This is a genomic window from Salinibacterium sp. SWN1162, assembly GCF_015864675.1.
In the GTDB taxonomy this organism is placed as follows: Bacteria; Actinomycetota; Actinomycetes; order Actinomycetales; family Microbacteriaceae; genus Rhodoglobus.
The window spans coordinates 71,488-88,437 of sequence record NZ_JADYWT010000002.1; the positions used below are offsets into that span (position 1 = coordinate 71,488).

Consider the following 16,950-nt stretch of genomic DNA (forward strand, 5'->3'; position numbering starts at 1 on the left):
TAGACTGAATACCGTGCCAGCAGACCTCATCCATCTCGTCCGCCATGGTGAAGTGCACAATCCCGACCGCATTCTCTATGGCCGTCTTCCCGGATATCACCTCAGTGAACTCGGCCATCGGATGGCCGACCTCGCCGCCGCTAGCCTCGAGCAACGGCCCCTCCGGGCGCTCTACGCGAGCCCGCTGCTGCGTGCCCAAGAGTCGGCGCACCCCTGGTCACAGCGCTCCGGACTCGCGGTGACGCCCGAAGAACGCATCATCGAGCCCCACAACTGGTTCGAGGGCGGTCGCTTGCAATTTCCTCAGGTGCTCGCGCAACCCAAGGCCTGGCCACACCTCATCAACCCATTCAAGCCCAGTTGGGGTGAGGCCTACGTCAGCATTGAAGCGCGGATGCTCGCCGCGATTGACGACGCGTGGGCCGCCGCCGATGGTGGCGAAGTTGTGATGGTGAGCCACCAATTACCGATCGTGATGGTCGCTCGCTCCGTCAAGAAAATGCGCCTCGCGCACGACCCCCGCAACCGTCGTTGCACGCTGTCGAGCATCACGACGCTCGCTCGCGAGGGCGACCATTTCGTCGAGGTTGACTATCAGGAACCTGCGGGAGAATTGCTCGCAGCATCCATCGATCTAGGAGCAGTGTGAACCGCCGTCTCATCGCCATTATTGTGGCGTTCGCCGCACTCGCCACGGTTTCGTGTTCCAGCCCGAACGAGTCTCTGGCCCAGCAGTACGAGAACGGGTCGGATGAGGGCTACATTTCGGGCGATGGTTCGACCGTCGAAATCCCGGCGAGCAACCGCGATGAACCCATCACGTACGACGCCATGCTTGACACCGGCGAAACAGTCGCAAGCAGCGACTTCGCGGGCTCGGTTTACGTAGTCAACTTCTGGTATTCCAGTTGCCCACCCTGCCGCCTCGAAGCTCCCGACCTTGCTGAACTGAGCGAGCAATACACCGAAGTACCATTCCTCGGCGTCAACGTGGCAGATACCGCTGAGACTTCGCGTACTTTCGCCGACGAATTCAGCATTCCCTACGCCTCTGTTGTGGATGCCACGACTGCGGGCGTGCAGCTGGCGTTCGCCGGCTCCGTGCCTCCCAACGCGGTTCCGACCACCCTTGTGGTCGACCGTGAAGGTCGCGTTGCCGCGCGCATCAGTGGTCTGGTGCGTGACCCGAGCATCCTCGCAGCGATGATCGATTCCGTCGTCGCCGAGGAACAGTAAGTGTCTAACCCTGTCGGCGAGCTCATTCTCGACGGCAACCTTCTTATCGCGATCCCAATCGCGCTTCTCGCCGGCCTCGTCTCGTTCGCATCGCCCTGTGTTCTGCCGCTCGTGCCGGGTTACCTCGGCTACATCGGTGGGTTCACGAGCGCAGAGGAGAAGGGCAGCACGAAGCGTCTTGTTCTCGGCGTTGGCCTGTTCATCCTCGGTTTCACGGTCGTGTTCGTCGCGTTCACGGTGCTGTTCGGCACGGCGGGCCTTCTGCTGCGACCGTGGCTCGACCTGATCACGCGCATCGCCGGTGCTCTCGTGATCGTGATGGGGGTCGTTTTCATCGGGCAGGTCACCTTCGCGCAGCGCACGATCAAGCCCAAGTTCAAGGTCGCAACCGGCCTCGCTGGGGCGCCGCTATTGGGAGTGGTCTTCGCCCTCGGCTGGACCCCGTGCGTTGGCCCGACTCTTATCGCGGTCGGCAGCATGGTGCTGGATGGTGGCGATCCCGGCCGTGCCGCTATCGTCGGCATCGCCTACAGTCTCGGTCTCGGCATCCCGTTCCTCTTGGTGGCTCTCGGCCTCAACTGGGCGACCGGATCGGTGGCGTGGATGCGCCGCCACATCCGACTTATTAACCTGATTGGTGGAGCACTGCTCGTGCTGATCGGTGTACTCATGGTCACCGGCGTGTGGCGTGCAATCGTGACAAGTTTGGGGGCGGTGATCGGTGGTTTCGACACACTCCTCTGATTCGGCGAACGGCGACGCAGCCGGAGACAACTTCGTGCCTGAGGGCGACGCGACGCGTCCCAGCGACCACATGGATGCTCCGGCGCCCGCGCGGGACAGCAAGATTCAGCAGCCGCGGCTCGGCTTCGTTGGCTACGCGCGGTTCTTCTGGCGTCAGCTCACGAGTATGCGCACCGCGCTGTTCTTGCTGCTGCTTCTCGCGGTGGCGGCCATCCCCGGCTCGCTCGTTCCGCAGATCACCTCTGACCCCAACGGTGTCATCGCCTACCGCAACAACTATCCCGATACTGCCGCGGTGCTCGACTTCTTCCAGGTCTTCAACACCTACAGCTCGGTGTGGTTCTCGTCGATCTACCTGCTGCTCTTCATCTCCTTGATCGGCTGCGTGCTTCCGCGCACCAAACATCACTTCGACGCATTGCGCGCGAGCCCACCCAAAACACCGGCCCGCCTTTCGCGGTTGCAAGGCTTCACCACACGCACGACCGAAGCGGATGTTGACAGCACCATCGACTCCGCGCGCCGCCTGCTGCGCTCGCAGCGTTATCGCACCGAGCTTTACGGAGAATCGGTCAGCGCCGAGCGTGGCTACCTGCGCGAAACCGGAAACCTCGTATTCCATGCCGCGCTCGTGGGCGTGCTCGTCACGGTTGGCCTTGGCGGTGGCTTCGGCTACACGGGTCAGCGCGTCATCGTTGAGGGTTATGCGTTCAGCAACTCTCTTGCCAGTTACGACTCGTTCAACCCGGGCCGCTTCTTCACGGATGATGCGCTCGATCCGTACACCGTCGCTCTCGACTCCTTCGAGCCGGTCTACGAGCAAACCAACCGCCAGGCCATTGGGCAAGCGATCGACTTCACCGCCAACGTCACCACGACTGTGCGCGGCGAGCAACCGCAGCAGTCGCAAATCAAGGTCAACGAACCCCTGAGTCTCAGCGGAACAAACCTGTACCTCCTCGGTAACGGTTACGCCCCCGTGCTCACCGTGCGCGACGCCGATGACAAGGTCGTGTGGTCGCAGCCAACACCGTGCCTCCCGTTCGACGCCAACCTCGGCAGCACGTGCGTCATTAAGATTCCGGATGGCCTCGATCAGCAGATCGGGATGCTCGGCTTTCTCTATCCGACCACCGGCACACTCGGTTCTGGCGCTCTCGCTTCGGTCTATCCCGACCTCATCTCACCCACGCTCACGTTGGAGGTGTACGAGGGCGACCTCGGCCTCGACAATGGCCAGGGCGCTAATGCCTACGCGCTGAACACTGACTCCCTCGAGCAAGTCGCGGGGCGCAACTCTGAGGCCGACACGCTGCGGTTGACGCCCGGCGACCGCCTCGAGCTGCCCAACGGTCTCGGCAGTGTCGAGTTGACGAGCATCCCGCGCTTCGTGTCGCTGGATGTGCACCACGACCCCTCACAACTGCCCGTGCTGATTTTCGCCATTCTCGTGATCAGCGGGCTCGTGACGAGTCTGTTCGTTCCGCGACGCCGCATGTGGGTCGCCGCGCGCGCTGATGGTGCGGGAACGACAACAATTGAGTACGCGGCACTGGCCCGCGGTGACGACCCCACGCTGGAGGCCGCCGTCACTGATTTCGCCGACAAACATTCCCAGCAACTGAGAGTTAGGGTGTAGTCGTGACTGAGACCTTCGTGTCGTATTCGCTGATTGCGGTTTATTCAGCGATGGCGATCTATACCTTCGCGTTCATTCTGTTCGCCGTCGACTTGGCGCGCCGCTCGGCAGAGTCGAGCGATGCGTCCGCAGCGAGTGCGACCGGCCTGGCTTCGGCATCCGCCCAGCAAGCTAGTGTGATGGCCCAGAATTCCGCCGCTGGTGGTACAAGCACGCTCACCGCGCCGGCTGGCCCCGACGCCGAGCCTCGCGCCCCGAAGTCTCCTCTCTCGCTCAAGCTCGCCATGGCCATGACGGTTCTCGCGTGGGCGCTTCACGTTAGCGCTGTGATCTTCCGCGGTGTTGCCGCCGGCCGCGTGCCGTGGGCCAACATGTTCGAATTTACGCTCACCGCCACTGCCCTCATCGTCGGTGTCTTTCTCGCCGTTCAGTTCTGGCAAGATCTTCGCTTCCTCGGCTCGTTCATTACGGGCTTCGCGCTGCTCGCGCTCGGGGTGGGAACGTCAAGCTTTTATGTGGATGTGGTTCCCCTGCCGCCGGCGCTGCAGTCGGCCTGGTTGGTCATCCACGTCTTCGTCGCTAGCCTCAGCACCGGGTTCTTTGCTCTCGCCGCCGGGCTCTCCATCGTGCAGCTCATGCAGGCCCGTCGCGAGGCCGGCAAGGCGCTCAAGCTTCGCTTCCTCGACACTCTGCCCGCTGCTGACCGACTCGAAACCTTGGCGTACCGCCTCACAGTGGTCGGCTTCGTCATGTGGACCTTCACGCTTATCGCCGGCGCTGTCTGGGCTGAACGCGCCTGGGGTCGCTACTGGGGTTGGGACACCAAGGAAGTCTGGACCTTCATTATCTGGACCTTGTATGCCGGGTACATTCACGCCCGAGCAACGCGCGGTTGGCGCGGCTCGCGTTCGGCGTGGCTGGCGATCGTCGGGTTCCTCGCCATCGTCTTCAACTTCACGATCGTGAACCTCTTCTTCAAGGGACTTCACGCCTACTCAGGCCTGTAAGCACTCAGGTCTGCAATCACTCAGGCGTGTGAGCACTGGCCTGTAAGCACTGGCCGCGGCGGCCAGCCGTGCGATGAGGGATGCGTCTACCGACGGCATCCGACGCGGGGTGCCGGGGTAAAAAGAAACGCTGGGGCCGCACCGAGCGACACCCCAGCGCTTGATTGGGGAGAGCCGACCGTAGCGGCTCAGAGTTGACGAGTTTAGCTGGCCGGAGTCAGCTGCATAGCCACCGTAGGGTTACCGTCGCCGGTCGCGAACTCGATGATCGGACCCTCGGCGCCGCACTCGTAGGGCGCCGAGTTGATTGGGGCGCTATTGATGAAGCCCTCGCTGAGATCGGTACCGTCAACGCTGATGCCGCCCACGGAGACCGTCACGGCAATATCGCTCTCTTCGTGAGAGGTCTTGATAGTCGTCTCGGTGGCTTCGTAGTCGCCACTGATCGCGCCGGTGATAGTTCCCACGCCTTCGCTGCCCGCCACTTCGAGAAGGATCGTGAAGTCGGGCGTGTAGGTGTAGGTGGTGTCGCTAAACGAGAGCCCCGTTCCGCCCTCCACGCTGATGTCGAGCCCTTCGTTGGAGCCGCTGACGGCGCTGTAGAAGCCCTGCATTTGGTCTTCAGCGATGTACCACTCGCCGATCAGGCACTCCGGGCCGCTGACCATCTCTTCTTCGGGCTCAGCAGGAGCCGCGGCATCCGTCTCAATGCTCGTGGTGTCGTCAGGTTCCGCTGCGGGCGGGGTGCACCCGGTGAGTACGCCCACGCTGAGCAGGCTCACGGCGGTTAGTGCTCGCAGGCGGCGCAGCTCAGTAGACATTGTTGCTCCTTGACGGCGATCACCCTCGGTAGCGATCGACGAATCTAGCCTACTGAGCGGCGTCGCTACTGCGGTGAGTAGTTTTTACCTAGTTCATGACAGCGCGTCAGGCGGTCGAGCCACCACTGGGTGCGTTCCGGGCTGGCAGCCCATCGTGTCAGCAGCGCTTCGTCGGCCTCGACGCGGCGCACTTCAAGCTGGCCGTCACGAGCGCGCAGGGGAGCAGGGGTGACATCGGCGGCGAGCAGGGATGCTGTGGCGAGCCCACAGTCGTAATCGAGCGGGTCGATAGCAGCCGCCAAGTGCGCCCCCATTGCAAGCCCCACCGAGGTCTCCAAGGCGCTGGAAACGACGACGGGAAGGCCAGCGTCATTTACGATCGCCAGGGCCCGAGAGATGCCACCCAGGGGCTGTGCCTTGATCACCAGCAGATCGGCAGCACCCGCGCGCGCCACCGCGAGCGGGTCGGCGGCCTTGCGCACGCTCTCGTCTGCTGCGACCGGGATGCCCATGTACTTGATGCGGGTGCGCAACTCGCCCAGTTCTTCCACCGTGGCACAGGGCTGTTCAACGTACTCGAGGTCGTACTCGGCGAAGGCATGAACGGCACGCTCCGCCTCATCCACGTTCCAGGCGCCGTTGGCGTCGACGCGAATGCGACCGGTCGGCCCCATCACGCGACGCACCTCGGCGACGCGAGCAACGTCATCCGCCAAGGTCTGACCGGGTTCGGCCACCTTTACTTTGGCGGTGCGGCAGCCGTGAAAGCGCTCGAGAACCGCCTCGACGAGGTCGGCAGGCACTGCGGGCACGGTGGCATTGACCCAGACATGATCGCGCACGAGGGGCGGCTGCTCGTTGTACGCGTAGTCGATGGCAGCGAGTAGCCACGGCGTTGCTTCGACATCGTCGTACTCGACGAAGGGCGAAAATTCGCTCCACCCTTGCGGGCCGCGGAACAACAACGCTTCACGTTGGTCGATGCCACGAAAGCGTGACGTCATGGGCAGGGACACCACATGAGCGGTGTCGAGAATTTCGTTCACTGAAGGGAACATGTTCCCAGTCTGACAAGTTCCACTGTCAGTTAGGGTAATTGCGTGACTAATCCGGGGGATATCGAGCGCGTAGCGACCAAGATCGTGCCGTATTACGTCGTCGGCGTTGTGGATGACGAAGAAACTGATGCGCCCGCCGACGGCGAATCAGAAGAGACCGTCGAACCGGAAGAGACTCCGGTGGCACGTCGCCCCCGGCCCCGCTGGGTCGGTTTCATCGCCGCAGCGCTCGGCGTTGCGACCCTCGTGCTCTTGATCATCGCCATGATCGTGTCTGCCGGCGGCGATTACCCCACGGGCACACTCCTCGCTCAAGTCACCATCGTCGTGTCGATTTCGGCGGCCGTCACTGCTGCGCTCTGCCTTGTCTTCGGCCTGCAACGTCGGTGGGCGGCATTTGGCCTTGCGGTCGCGATTCTCGCCAACCCGCTGGTTGTGCTGAACGTCTTCCGGTTCTTCGAGAACTAAACGTCGGTTCTTCGAGAACCGAGCGTCGGTTCTTTGAGAACCGAAAGTCGGTCGGGGCGAACCGAAGCGCAGCATCCCCGGTTCGGCATCAGCCCGCTCTGCACGCGGGTGGATATGGTGGAGCTATGGCGCCTGTTTCTGAAATCTTTGACGAGAAGTTGTGGCGATCAGTCGCCGGGTTTGATGACCTCACCGACATCACCTATCACCACGATGTGACGGGCACGATTGCGCGCATCGCGTTTGATCGCCCCGAAGTGCGCAACGCCTTTCGGCCGCACACGGTAGACGAGCTCTATCAAACGCTCGACGACGTGCGCCAGAACCCGCGCATCGGTGTCGTTCTCCTCACCGGCAACGGCCCGAGCGAGAAAGATGGCGGCTGGGCGTTCTGCTCGGGCGGCGACCAGCGCATCCGTGGCCGTGCAGGTTATGAGTACGAAGGTCAGGAGGGCGCGACGAACCCGACAGCCACTGCCGGGCTTACCGAAGCTGAGGTCGAGGCCGAAGCGGCTGCTGCCGCAGGAAAGCGTCGTGCCGCCGCGGGTCGCCTGCATATTCTTGAAGTGCAGCGCCTCATCCGCTTCATGCCCAAGGTCGTTATCGCTGTCGTTCCCGGCTGGGCTGCCGGCGGAGGTCATTCGCTTCACGTGGTTTGCGACCTCACGATCGCCAGCGCCGAGCACGCCCGCTTCAAGCAGACGGATGTCGACGTCGGGTCGTTCGACGCCGGTTACGGCAGCGCCTACTTCGCTCGCCAGGTCGGCCAAAAGTTCGCCCGTGAAGTGTTCTTCCTTGCCCGCGAGTACGACGCGCAGCGAGCCCTCGACGCGGGAGCGATCAACGCCTCCGTGCCGCATGCCGAGCTCGAGGCCACCGCCTACGACTGGGCGACCACGATCATGACCAAGTCGCCGACCGCGATCCGCATGGTCAAGTTCGCCCTCAATGCCGTCGACGACGGACTGGTCGGCCAGCAGGTGTTTGCGGGCGAAGCCACCCGGCTGGCGTACGGCACTGACGAAGCCGTCGAAGGCCGGGACTCGTTCTTGCAGAAGCGTGAGCCTGACTGGTCGCCCTTCCCGTGGCAGTACTAGTGCTTGCGGCAGCACTGACGCGCTACCGCAGCTCTCACGCGCCGGCAGCTCACTGCAGAGCGGTTTGTTCGTGACTGCCGAGAGCTCTCCGACTCGAGAACTTTGGTCCGTCGACGCCCATGACCCCCGCAAGGTGTGGGCGGCGCTGAAGCCGGCACTCGATGGTTCGGGGGCCGCGATTCTGCCGCACCCGGCCTCCCCCTCTGGCCTGCCAGACACCGTTGCTGCGAACGTGGCGGTCGTCGTTGAAACGAGCGGATCGACGGGCCGCCCTAAGCGCGTGATGCTCAGTGCTGCTGCGTTGAAGGCGAGTGCTGCGGCATCCGATGAACTTCTGGGCGGGCCGGGGCAATGGCTGCTGGCCGTTCCGGCGCACTACATCGCGGGCATCAATGTACTCGCCCGCTCGTATTTTGCGGGTACCGAGCCGGTCATGATGGCGCCTCAGGGGTTTACCGCCGACGCTTTCGTGGCGGCCGTGGCCGAGCTCACCGCCGAGCGCCGTTTCGTCTCGCTCGTACCCGTGCAGCTCGCGCGACTGCTCGAATCGGAAGAGGCCGTCGCGGCCCTCGCCACGTTCACACGGATCTTGGTGGGTGGGCAATCGTCTCCGGGCGCCCTCCTCGCCGCAGCTCGCGCTCGCGGCCTCGCGGTCTCGACCACCTACGGCTCGAGTGAGACCAGTGGCGGCGCTGTATGGGATGGCACGCCACTGCCCGGGGTCAGCGTGCGACTCGTGGATGACCGCATCGAACTTTCGGGGCCCATGCTCGCCGAGGGCTACCTCGACGACCCGCGCCGCAGCGCCGTCTCGTTTCGGCTGAGTGACGGCGTGCGGTGGTACCGCACCGACGATGTCGGCGACATCGTCGATGGAGTGCTGCGGGTTCGCGGTCGTGCCGACGACATGATTATTTCGGGCGGAGTGAAGGTTTCGCTCACCGAGGTGGAGACCGCTGTTCGCTCGCTTGCCGGCCAGAGCGCGGCTGTCGTGGTGGCCGCACCTCACCCGAAATGGGGCGAAGCCCCCGTCGTGATCACGACCGTGGCGATTGAATTGGATGCGCTGCGAGAGGCCATCGTTACTCAACTGTCAGCGGCAGCGGCCCCCGCTCGCGTCATCCTGATCGACGAGATTCCTATGCTTTCGACGGGAAAACCCGACAAACTCGCCTTAGCGTCAGTCGTGCTTAAGTAGAATCCCTCCGTGGCCTCTCCCAAACAGCAACGCATCGATCCGAAGACCGTCTCGCCGAAAGCGGGCTCGAAATCGAGTCCGCCCGCGGGTAAGAACAACGGCAAGAGCGCGAGTGGCCGCCCGGGTGGGCGTCCGCCGAAAGCGCCCAAGATCGCCAAAGCGACGGCTCGCGATTGGATCAGCGGCGCTCGCATCCAGACGCTGCCGCTCGCTTTTGCGCCCGTGGCTCTGGGCACCGCCGCCGCGTTCGTGCTCCCGCACAACGTTGAAGGTGATGGCTGGCACTGGGTGCGTGCGCTGCTCTGCCTCGTCGTTGCTGTCTCGCTGCAGATCGGGGTGAACTTCGCCAACGACTATTCCGACGGAGTGCGCGGAACGGATGATCACCGCGTTGGTCCGCGACGCCTCACCGCCTCTGGTGCCGCTCGCCCGCGCACCGTCATCACGGTGGCCTTCGTGTGGTTCGGCATCGCTGCCGTTGCCGGGCTCATCATCGTGGTGCGCAGCGAACACTGGTGGCTGCTGGCGGTCGGAGCGGCAGCGATCATCGCCGCGTACTTTTACACCGGCGGCAAGCGCCCCTATGGCTACCTCGGCCTTGGTGAGGTTTTCGTCTTCATCTTCTTCGGCCTCGTCGCCACGGCGGGAACCACCTACGTGCTCGCGGATTCCGTGAACCTTGAGTCGTGGCTGGCCGCTGTCGCCGTGGGGCTGTTCGCGGTCGCGACGCTCATGGTCAACAACATCCGAGACATCGCTCAAGACAAGGTGGCGGGCAAGCGAACGCTGGCTGTGCGAATGGGTAACCTGCCGTCGCGCATCTTCTACGTCGTTGCGATGCTCGTACCATTCGGCATTCTCGGCATCTACTCGCTGCTGTACTTCAACGCGTACCTCGTGTACTTCGTACTTCTCGCTGCACTGCCCGCGTGTGTCATCGTGCTCACCGGTAAGACGCCCGCCGAGCTGATCTTGGCGCTAAAGCTGACGGGGCTCACTGCTCTGTTGTTCGGCATCGGTCTCGCTCTGGCGATCGCCTTCTAGCGAGGCAGTACGCGGAAACGCGTCGGGGCGGGTCGCGCCCTCGGCGGTGGTTGCGGAGTAGGCAGCAGTCTCGGGGCCGGCAGCAGTCTCGAGGTCGGCCTCAGCGTCTTCGGCTTCGCGGTCGGGGTCGTGGCTTGGGCCTTCGCGGCGGGCGGCGAAGTCAAGAGCAACGGCATCCCGAAGCTTGCCGAAAAAGACATAAGAGATGGCGAAACCGAGCACTGTCGCAATGACGGCGGCAAGCCACGGCTCGGTGCCCGCAATCATGAGAACGGTGAACGCCGCAGCGAACACTCCGAGGCGGAGCAGTGAGTAGGCGATCCAAGGTTTCACGGCATCAGTCTAGGCTCGCATCCCGCGTGCAGCCTGCGAGCGTAGACTGGTGGCATGCCTCGCCTATTGGTCGTTCTCGCTTTCGCGCTTGTGGCGGTTGACGTGTTTTCCATCGTGGACGTGGTCCTTACTGATCGCAGCCGCGTGCGCGCCTTGCCGAAGTTTCTCTGGATTCTCGTGATCGTGCTCTTGCCGGTTATCGGTGTAGTGCTCTGGTTCATGCTCGGTAAGGCACGTAGTTCGAACTCGGGTCGCACGCGCACAGTTGCGCCCGACGATGACCCCGATTTCTTGCGCAACATGCGCGCCAAAGAAGAACAAGATGAGCGCATTCGCCGCCTCGAACAGGAACTAGCAGATCTCGACGATGACGATAAGACCAACTAACTCTCCCGCCACCAATTTCTCGGTAGCCCTTCTCGAAGAGTTCGTTCGTCTCGGCGTTCGAGACATTGTGGTGAGTCCAGGCTCGCGCTCGCAGGCGATCGCGCTTGCTGCTGCCGAGTTTGAGAAGCACGGCCTGCTGCGTTTGCGCGTGCGTATCGATGAGCGCGTCGGAGCCTTTTTGGCGCTCGGCCTCGCGGTTGAAACGAAGTCGCCGGTGCTGGTCGTCACAACCTCTGGCACCGCGGTGGCCAACCTCCACCCGGCCGTGCTCGAAGCGCATCACTCGGCTGTTCCGCTCATCATTATCAGTGCCGACCGCCCCGATTCCTTGCGCGGCATTGGCTCGAACCAGACCACCCAGCAGCCCGGCATTTTCGGCACCGCCGTACACCAGACCTGGGATGTCGAGGCGCCGACGGGTGCTGCCGGCGAGATGGATGCCGCAGCGCAACTGGCGCGCGATGCCGTCGCCGCGGTCAGCGGCCCCGTTCACCTCAACCTGTCTTTCGATGAGCCTCTGTCTGCGCCCTTCGAGTGGCAGCCCACCGAGGATGCCGTAGCCCCCGAACCGGCAGCTCACCGCGAGCCCGTGTTCCCCGATCTCTTTAGCGATCTCGACCCCGTGGTCGAGAACACCACGCACCAGTCACCCGGCGCTCCGACGACGCTCGCTCTCAGCCCATCTCCCGCCACGGTGGTGGTGGCGGGCACCGGAGCTGGCCCCCGCGCCGAGCAGGTCGCTCGCGAGCTGGGCGCACCGCTCATCGCCGAGGTCTCCAGCGGGGCCCACTTTGGGCCGAACCTCGTCGTGGCCTATCGCGAGCTGTTGAACGCGGCCAACTTTGGCGACCGCGTCGCGCGCGTGATCGTATTCGGGCATCCCACGTTGAGTCGCGAGATTCCGGCACTCATCCAGCGTCGCGGCGTGGAAACCGTCGTAGTGCGGCATCCGTCGGCCGACGACTACAACCCCGGCCGCTGCGTGCGGCTCTTCGTCGATGAAGTGTCGGTGTCTGGCGAAGCCACCGACCGCGCCTGGTTGGGCCGCTGGGTCACCACGAGCCGTCAGTCGCTCGAAACCGCCAGCATCGCGCCTGACATCGAAGCGGATGCCGGAACCCACGCCAAAGCTGAACTTGCGATTGTGCGCACTCCTGTCGACCGGCGGATGCTCGCCGACGCGGTCTGGCGCGCAACCTGGCCCCACGATCGCCTCGTGCTCGGAGCCTCACGCTTGATCCGCGAGGTCGACCGCGTTGTTCCCGGCAAGAAGATTTCGGTTCACGCCAACCGCGGGCTTGCGGGCATCGACGGCACGATCTCGACGGGCCTCGGAATTGCTCTCGCGAGCCAGGCCGAGAAGGGCAACGAGGGGGTCACTCGCGTGCTCCTCGGTGACCTCGCTATCTTCCACGACGTCGGCGCTCTCATGTTCGGCGTGGGAGAACCGCGCCCGCGCATCCAAGTCATCGTTGGCAACGACGGTGGTGGCACCATCTTCGACGTTCTCGAGGTGGCAAGCCAGGCGGGCGAAAGCTTTGACCGCGTACTGCTCACTCAGCAGAATGCCTCCATCGAAGCTCTCGCCACGGCGTACGGCTGGCGCTACCTTCGAGCGTCCACGCGAGGCGAGCTCGATCAGGCGCTGTCTGCTCACCCTGAACCCACCATCATCGAGGTCCCGCTCGGACGCTAACCGGCGGTTGCATTGTCGTACGTTGCTCCGCAGCGATAGCGCTAGAAGGCCTGCCGAGTAGCCTTGAGGCATGAGCACACTCACGCCTGTCACCGCCGACTTCGAGCTTGCGAGCATCGACCCATCATCAACTCCTGCATTTGATGGAGACAAGAAGGATGCCGAGAAGGCATTAGCCAAGAACGGCGAAAAGCTTGCTGCGCTTCAAGAGCGACTCTTTGCTGAGAGTAAGTTCGGCGGCGAGCGTCGCGTTCTTCTCGTACTGCAGGCTATGGATACGGCGGGCAAGGGCGGCATCCTGCGTCACGTCATTGGCGGCGTAGATCCTCAGGGCGTGCAGATTCACGCGTTCAAGGCGCCCACCGACGAAGAGAAGTCGCATGACTTTCTCTGGCGCATTCGCAAAGAGCTGCCCGAGGCGGGGTTCATCGGTGTCTTCGACCGTTCGCACTACGAGGATGTTCTCATTCATCGCGTGCGCGGTTTCTCGACTCCGGAAACCGTCGAAGAGCGTTACGGCATCATCCAGAAGTTCGAAGAAGAGCTCGTGGCCAACGGCACGGTCATCATCAAGGTGATGCTGCACATCAGTGCGGATGAGCAAAAAGAGCGCCTGCAGGAGAGACTTGACCGGCCCGAAAAGCACTGGAAGTACAACCCCGGTGATGTGGATGAGCGCCTGCTCTGGGCCGAATACCAAGAGGCATACGAGATTGCCCTGCGCCGCACGACAACCGAGAGTGCGCCCTGGTACGTGATTCCGGCCAACCACAAGTGGTACGCGCGCTGGGCTGTTCAGCAGCTTCTGCTTGATGCCCTCGAGGGAATCGACCCGCAGTGGCCGAGTGCCGACTATGACGTTGAGGCCGAAAAGGTGCGCCTCGCTAACAGCTAACGACGCAGAGGCTCGCTAGCCGAACGCTTCGACGATGGGGCGGAATTTGAGTTCCGTCTCCGCAAGCTCTTTTTTGGCGTCGGAGCCGGCCACAATTCCCGCGCCGGCGTAGGCGGTGATGCGCGCGCCGCTGACTTGGGCGCACCGCAACGCCACGGCCCATTCACCGTTGCCGTTGGCATCCACCCAGCCGACGGGCCCGGCGTAGCGACCACGGTCGAAGCCCTCGAGTTCGTCAATGAGGCGGATGGCGTCGGGCGTTGGCGTGCCGGCGACGGCAGCCGTGGGGTGCAAGATTCCGATCAGGTCGAGCCCGCTGGAACGCTGGCTCAGTTGCCCCTCAATGTCAGTAGCGAGGTGCCACAGGTTGGGCAATTGCAGCGTGAATGGGGCGGATGCCGCGTTCAGTTCGCTGCAGAGCGGTGCGAGGGCATCCATCACGCTCGCCAGCGCGAGCGCATGTTCTTTCTGATCTTTGGGCGAGTTCATGAGCGTTCCGGCGGCTCGCCCGTCGGAGATGCGGTCGTCGCCGCGCGCGGCACTGCCCGCAAGCACGCGAGCGCTGACGGCGCCATTCTGCACGCGAACGAGCGTCTCGGGGCTCGACCCGATGAGGCCGTCGACGGCGAACGTGAAGGTGTCCGGGTAGCGGCTGGCGAGTGCGGTGATGGGCAGGCGTAGATCGGCGTCGACCGAAAGTTCGGCGCTCTGATCGCGCGCGATTACGATCTTGGCTGCAGCCCCGCGCGATATTTCGCGCAGCGCCGCCTTCACCGTCTTGGTGAAGTTCTTGGTGCTCATCTCGCCGGGCACGAAGTCGACGTGCACGAGATCGCCAGCGGGCTCGAGCGGGCCAGTGGGCAGGCCGTCTGAGGTGCCGGGCAATCCGCTTGTTTCTCCGACGGTGATGGTCGTGACCCACTGAATGCCATCGCGGCTGCCGACGACAACGCGCGGAACGATGAGAACGCTCACTGCGTCGGAGGAGTCGGCAAACGCAAAGCTGCCAAGCGCCACGAGCCCGGTGCCTGCTCGCTTGACGCTGTCGTGCACAATCGCGGTGCGAGCGAGCTCCGCCCACGCCGCAGCGGCAGCAGTGAAGCGATCTGCGCCGCGGAATTCGAGGCGCAGAAGTTCGCCGATGCCCACGAGGCCTTCTCCATCGCGCACGAAGGCAAGGGGGCGCTGCGGAGTGATCCAGTCGAGCAGGCGGTCAACCGACGCTGTGGGGCGCGTGACAACGCTGAGAATCTCGTGGGTGCTAGCCATCGCTCTGTCTCCGATTCTGCCCGTAAACGGACCGCTCTCTAGCCCCTTTGTGCCCCACAAGTATCAGAGTACCTGTCAGTTGCGGCGAAGAAAGTGAGCATCGGCTCTGAGCGCCCTAGACTAAAGGGGTGGGTAAGGCTGACATGAACAAGCGACCGGAAGACGTAGCCGGAATGTTCGACGGTGTCGCAAAACATTACGACCGTACGAACAACGTGCTCTCCGCGGGAAACGCCGTGCTGTGGCGGGCTGCCACGGTGCGTGCTGTAGCTCCGGCAGCGGGGGAGCGCATCCTCGATATCGCTGCGGGCACGGGCACAAGCTCGGCTGCTCTTCACCGTAATGGTGCGCGCGTTGTCGGTCTCGATTTCTCCACCGGCATGGTGGAGCAAGCGCGTAAGCGCCACAAGAAGATCGAGTTCATTCAGGGCGATGCTCAGCAGCTGCCCTTCGGCGATAACGAGTTCGACGCCGTCACGATCAGCTTTGGTCTGCGCAACATTAACGATCCCCGCGCTGCTCTTTCTGAGATGTACCGCGTGCTCAAGCCCGGTGGGCGTCTCGTCATCACCGAATTTTCGAAGCCTCCGGTCGCGATCGTTCGCGCCGGCTACTTCACTTACCTCAACCGCGTGATGCCGATCATCGCTGATCGCTCAAGCTCCAACCCCGAGGCGTACACCTACCTCGCGGAGTCGATTCGTGAGTGGCCTGATCAGGGCGAACTCAGCCAGTGGATCCGGGCTGCCGGCTTCACCCGCGTTGCGTACCGCAACCTCACCGCCGGCATCGTGGCGATGCACCGTGGGCACAAGCCCGCTGACGCCACCGTGCTCGCCTCGGTTGCCAAGCGCAAAGGCAATGCCACTCGTCCGATCAAGACGATCACCAAGGCAAAAACCAACTCAGACACCACACCGAAGCCGTAGCGCTTCGCAAAAGAAACCGGTTGATCAGTGAACCCGAGTGTTCCGCCTGCTCGTCGCAGCAACACCCTGAGCTCTTCGTTGGGGCTGGGAGAAAAGCTCTTTGCCTCGAGCGATGAGCGTCGTTTCGCGACGGCGATTGAAAAGGGCCTCGACGAGGTCGAAGCTGGCTTGCTTTCGCACATGGCCTTTGCCGATGAAATCGCCGATGCCACGAGCCGCTACCTGCTCGAAGCCGGTGGCAAACGCGTGCGGCCTGTACTCGCGCTGCTCACCGCTCAGCTCGGTGACGGCAACAACGCCGATGTGGTTATTGCCGCGCAAGCAATTGAGATCACCCACTTGGCCTCGCTCTACCATGACGACGTGATGGATGAGGCGCAATTGCGTCGCGGTGTCCCGAGCGCTCAAAATGTCTGGGGCAACTCGGTTGCGATCCTCACGGGCGACCTTCTTTTTGCGCGCGCGAGCAAGCTCGTTGCCGGGCTCGGCGAAGAAGCGCTTATGCTGCAGGCCAACACTTTTGAGCGGCTCTGCCTCGGACAATTGCACGAAACTCTCGGCCCGAAGCCGGACGAGAACCCCGTCGAGCATTACCTTCAGGTTTTGGCCGATAAGACGGGTTCACTGATTGCGACCGCGGCAGAAATTGGAGTGATGTTCTCCAACGCCCCCGCCGAGTACACCAAGCCGGTTCGCGAGTTCGGTGAAAAAGTTGGGGTGGCGTTTCAGCTCATCGACGACGTCATTGACCTCTCGGCCGAGACCGGCAAGACCGGCAAGAAAGCCGGAACAGATCTGCGCAGTGGCGTTGCCACGTTGCCGCTCTTGTACCTGCGTGAGCTTGCTCTCGTTGACAGCGACGCCGCCGAGCTGCTGACGCGCATTGAGCGCGACGTCAACGCCAACTTCTACGGCGAAGGCGACGAAGCAGCCATCGATGCTGCCGTTACCGAGCTGCGCGAACATGCCGTGACGAAGAAAACTTTGGACGAAGCCCGCCGCTGGGGCCGCGAAGCTGTTGAAGCCCTCGCGCCGCTGCCCAATGGCCCCGTCAAGAAAGCCCTCACGCGTTTCGCTGACGGCATCGTCGAACGCTCTAACTAGTACGCCCACTCGCCCGCGCCCCGGG

Annotated in this window: 18 protein-coding genes; 14 read left to right on the plus strand and 4 right to left on the minus strand. The window is 63.4% G+C overall.

Features of this window, described 5'->3' with window-relative positions; translation table 11 throughout:
- Positions 1–13 precede the first annotated feature (13 nt).
- From I6E58_RS10040 to ccsB, 5 genes are all read left to right on the plus strand, one after another.
- Positions 14–649 (plus strand): histidine phosphatase family protein, encoded by a 636-nt coding sequence (locus I6E58_RS10040; RefSeq protein ID WP_197133162.1) that lies wholly within the window; start codon positions 14–16, stop codon positions 647–649.
- Positions 646–1,236: a TlpA disulfide reductase family protein gene (locus I6E58_RS10045; RefSeq protein WP_197133165.1), complete on the plus strand. Its 591-nt coding sequence runs from the start codon at positions 646–648 to the stop codon at positions 1,234–1,236. Before I6E58_RS10040 ends, I6E58_RS10045 begins: the two co-directional genes overlap by 4 nt.
- The gene (locus I6E58_RS10050; protein ID WP_129072967.1) at positions 1,237–1,980 is read left to right on the plus strand and encodes a cytochrome c biogenesis CcdA family protein; all 744 of its coding nucleotides are present in this window, start codon (positions 1,237–1,239) and stop codon (positions 1,978–1,980) included. It abuts the gene before it with no gap.
- Between the two features lie 70 nt (positions 1,981–2,050).
- Entirely contained in the window at positions 2,051–3,619 is a 1,569-nt protein-coding gene (locus I6E58_RS10055; protein ID WP_197133747.1) for a cytochrome c biogenesis protein ResB, read from the plus strand.
- 2 nt (positions 3,620–3,621) lie between these two features.
- Positions 3,622–4,626 (plus strand): c-type cytochrome biogenesis protein CcsB, encoded by a 1,005-nt coding sequence (gene ccsB, locus I6E58_RS10060; protein ID WP_307842090.1) that lies wholly within the window; start codon positions 3,622–3,624, stop codon positions 4,624–4,626.
- A 203-nt stretch (positions 4,627–4,829) separates the two neighbouring features.
- Here the strand turns inward: ccsB and I6E58_RS10065 are convergent, their stop codons facing one another.
- Positions 4,830–5,447, minus strand: coding sequence for a hypothetical protein (locus I6E58_RS10065; RefSeq protein ID WP_197133168.1), 618 nt, complete (start codon positions 5,445–5,447; stop codon positions 4,830–4,832).
- 65 nt (positions 5,448–5,512) lie between these two features.
- Positions 5,513–6,505 carry an o-succinylbenzoate synthase gene (locus I6E58_RS10070; RefSeq protein ID WP_129072969.1) on the minus strand — a complete coding sequence of 331 codons (993 nt, stop codon included), beginning with the start codon at positions 6,503–6,505 and terminating at the stop codon, positions 5,513–5,515.
- A 42-nt stretch (positions 6,506–6,547) separates the two neighbouring features.
- Between I6E58_RS10070 and I6E58_RS10075 the strand changes: the two genes are divergently transcribed.
- The 4 genes from I6E58_RS10075 to I6E58_RS10090 all read left to right on the plus strand — a co-directional run bounded on the left by I6E58_RS10075 (position 6,548) and on the right by I6E58_RS10090 (position 10,312).
- A complete protein-coding gene (locus I6E58_RS10075) occupies positions 6,548–6,973 on the plus strand; it encodes a 1,4-dihydroxy-6-naphthoate synthase (protein WP_197133171.1) in 426 nt (141 codons plus the stop codon).
- Between the two features lie 125 nt (positions 6,974–7,098).
- On the plus strand, positions 7,099–8,070 hold the full coding sequence (locus tag I6E58_RS10080) for a 1,4-dihydroxy-2-naphthoyl-CoA synthase (protein WP_129072971.1): 972 nt from the start codon (positions 7,099–7,101) through the stop codon (positions 8,068–8,070).
- Between the two features lie 70 nt (positions 8,071–8,140).
- Entirely contained in the window at positions 8,141–9,268 is a 1,128-nt protein-coding gene (locus I6E58_RS10085) for an AMP-binding protein (protein WP_197133174.1), read from the plus strand.
- 9 nt (positions 9,269–9,277) lie between these two features.
- Positions 9,278–10,312: a 1,4-dihydroxy-2-naphthoate polyprenyltransferase gene (locus I6E58_RS10090; RefSeq protein ID WP_197133177.1), complete on the plus strand. Its 1,035-nt coding sequence runs from the start codon at positions 9,278–9,280 to the stop codon at positions 10,310–10,312.
- Here the strand turns inward: I6E58_RS10090 and I6E58_RS10095 are convergent.
- Positions 10,247–10,645 (minus strand): DUF4229 domain-containing protein, encoded by a 399-nt coding sequence (locus tag I6E58_RS10095; protein WP_197133179.1) that lies wholly within the window; start codon positions 10,643–10,645, stop codon positions 10,247–10,249. The two genes, I6E58_RS10090 and I6E58_RS10095, sit on opposite strands and share 66 nt — an antisense overlap.
- A gap of 54 nt (positions 10,646–10,699) precedes the next feature.
- Here I6E58_RS10095 and I6E58_RS10100 point away from each other — a divergent pair, with 54 nt between their 5' ends.
- The 3 genes from I6E58_RS10100 (at position 10,700) to I6E58_RS10110 (ending at position 13,623) form a co-directional block, all read left to right on the plus strand.
- A complete protein-coding gene (locus tag I6E58_RS10100; protein ID WP_129072975.1) occupies positions 10,700–11,032 on the plus strand; it encodes a PLD nuclease N-terminal domain-containing protein in 333 nt (110 codons plus the stop codon).
- Positions 11,013–12,728, plus strand: coding sequence for a 2-succinyl-5-enolpyruvyl-6-hydroxy-3-cyclohexene-1-carboxylic-acid synthase (menD, locus tag I6E58_RS10105; protein ID WP_197133181.1), 1,716 nt, complete (start codon positions 11,013–11,015; stop codon positions 12,726–12,728). Before I6E58_RS10100 ends, menD begins: the two co-directional genes overlap by 20 nt.
- 70 nt (positions 12,729–12,798) lie before the next feature.
- Positions 12,799–13,623 carry a polyphosphate kinase 2 family protein gene (locus I6E58_RS10110; RefSeq protein ID WP_197133183.1) on the plus strand — a complete coding sequence of 275 codons (825 nt, stop codon included), beginning with the start codon at positions 12,799–12,801 and terminating at the stop codon, positions 13,621–13,623.
- A 15-nt stretch (positions 13,624–13,638) separates the two neighbouring features.
- Here I6E58_RS10110 and I6E58_RS10115 read toward each other — a convergent pair whose 3' ends face one another.
- Positions 13,639–14,892 carry an isochorismate synthase MenF gene (locus tag I6E58_RS10115; protein WP_197133185.1) on the minus strand — a complete coding sequence of 418 codons (1,254 nt, stop codon included), beginning with the start codon at positions 14,890–14,892 and terminating at the stop codon, positions 13,639–13,641.
- Positions 14,893–15,035: 143 nt separating this feature from the next.
- Here I6E58_RS10115 and ubiE point away from each other — a divergent pair, with 143 nt between their 5' ends.
- Together ubiE and I6E58_RS10125 are read left to right on the plus strand one after the other, a co-directional pair.
- Positions 15,036–15,821, plus strand: a complete 786-nt coding sequence (gene ubiE / locus I6E58_RS10120) for a bifunctional demethylmenaquinone methyltransferase/2-methoxy-6-polyprenyl-1,4-benzoquinol methylase UbiE (RefSeq protein WP_129073602.1) — start codon at positions 15,036–15,038, stop codon at positions 15,819–15,821.
- Between the two features lie 27 nt (positions 15,822–15,848).
- The gene (locus tag I6E58_RS10125; RefSeq protein WP_197133187.1) at positions 15,849–16,925 is read left to right on the plus strand and encodes a polyprenyl synthetase family protein; all 1,077 of its coding nucleotides are present in this window, start codon (positions 15,849–15,851) and stop codon (positions 16,923–16,925) included.
- The last annotated feature ends 25 nt before the right edge of the window (positions 16,926–16,950 follow it).

Coding starts and splice junctions, on each gene's coding strand:
- I6E58_RS10055 (WP_197133747.1), top strand. CDS start 2,051: ATGGATGCTCCGGCGCCCGCGCGGGACAGCAAGATTCAGCAGCCGCGG.
- I6E58_RS10065 (WP_197133168.1), bottom strand. CDS start 5,447: ATGTCTACTGAGCTGCGCCGCCTGCGAGCACTAACCGCCGTGAGCCTG.
- I6E58_RS10070 (WP_129072969.1), bottom strand. CDS start 6,505: ATGTTCCCTTCAGTGAACGAAATTCTCGACACCGCTCATGTGGTGTCC.
- I6E58_RS10080 (WP_129072971.1), top strand. CDS start 7,099: ATGGCGCCTGTTTCTGAAATCTTTGACGAGAAGTTGTGGCGATCAGTC.
- I6E58_RS10100 (WP_129072975.1), top strand. CDS start 10,700: ATGCCTCGCCTATTGGTCGTTCTCGCTTTCGCGCTTGTGGCGGTTGAC.
- menD (WP_197133181.1), top strand. CDS start 11,013: ATGACGATAAGACCAACTAACTCTCCCGCCACCAATTTCTCGGTAGCC.
- I6E58_RS10110 (WP_197133183.1), top strand. CDS start 12,799: ATGAGCACACTCACGCCTGTCACCGCCGACTTCGAGCTTGCGAGCATC.
- I6E58_RS10115 (WP_197133185.1), bottom strand. CDS start 14,892: ATGGCTAGCACCCACGAGATTCTCAGCGTTGTCACGCGCCCCACAGCG.
- ubiE (WP_129073602.1), top strand. CDS start 15,036: ATGAACAAGCGACCGGAAGACGTAGCCGGAATGTTCGACGGTGTCGCA.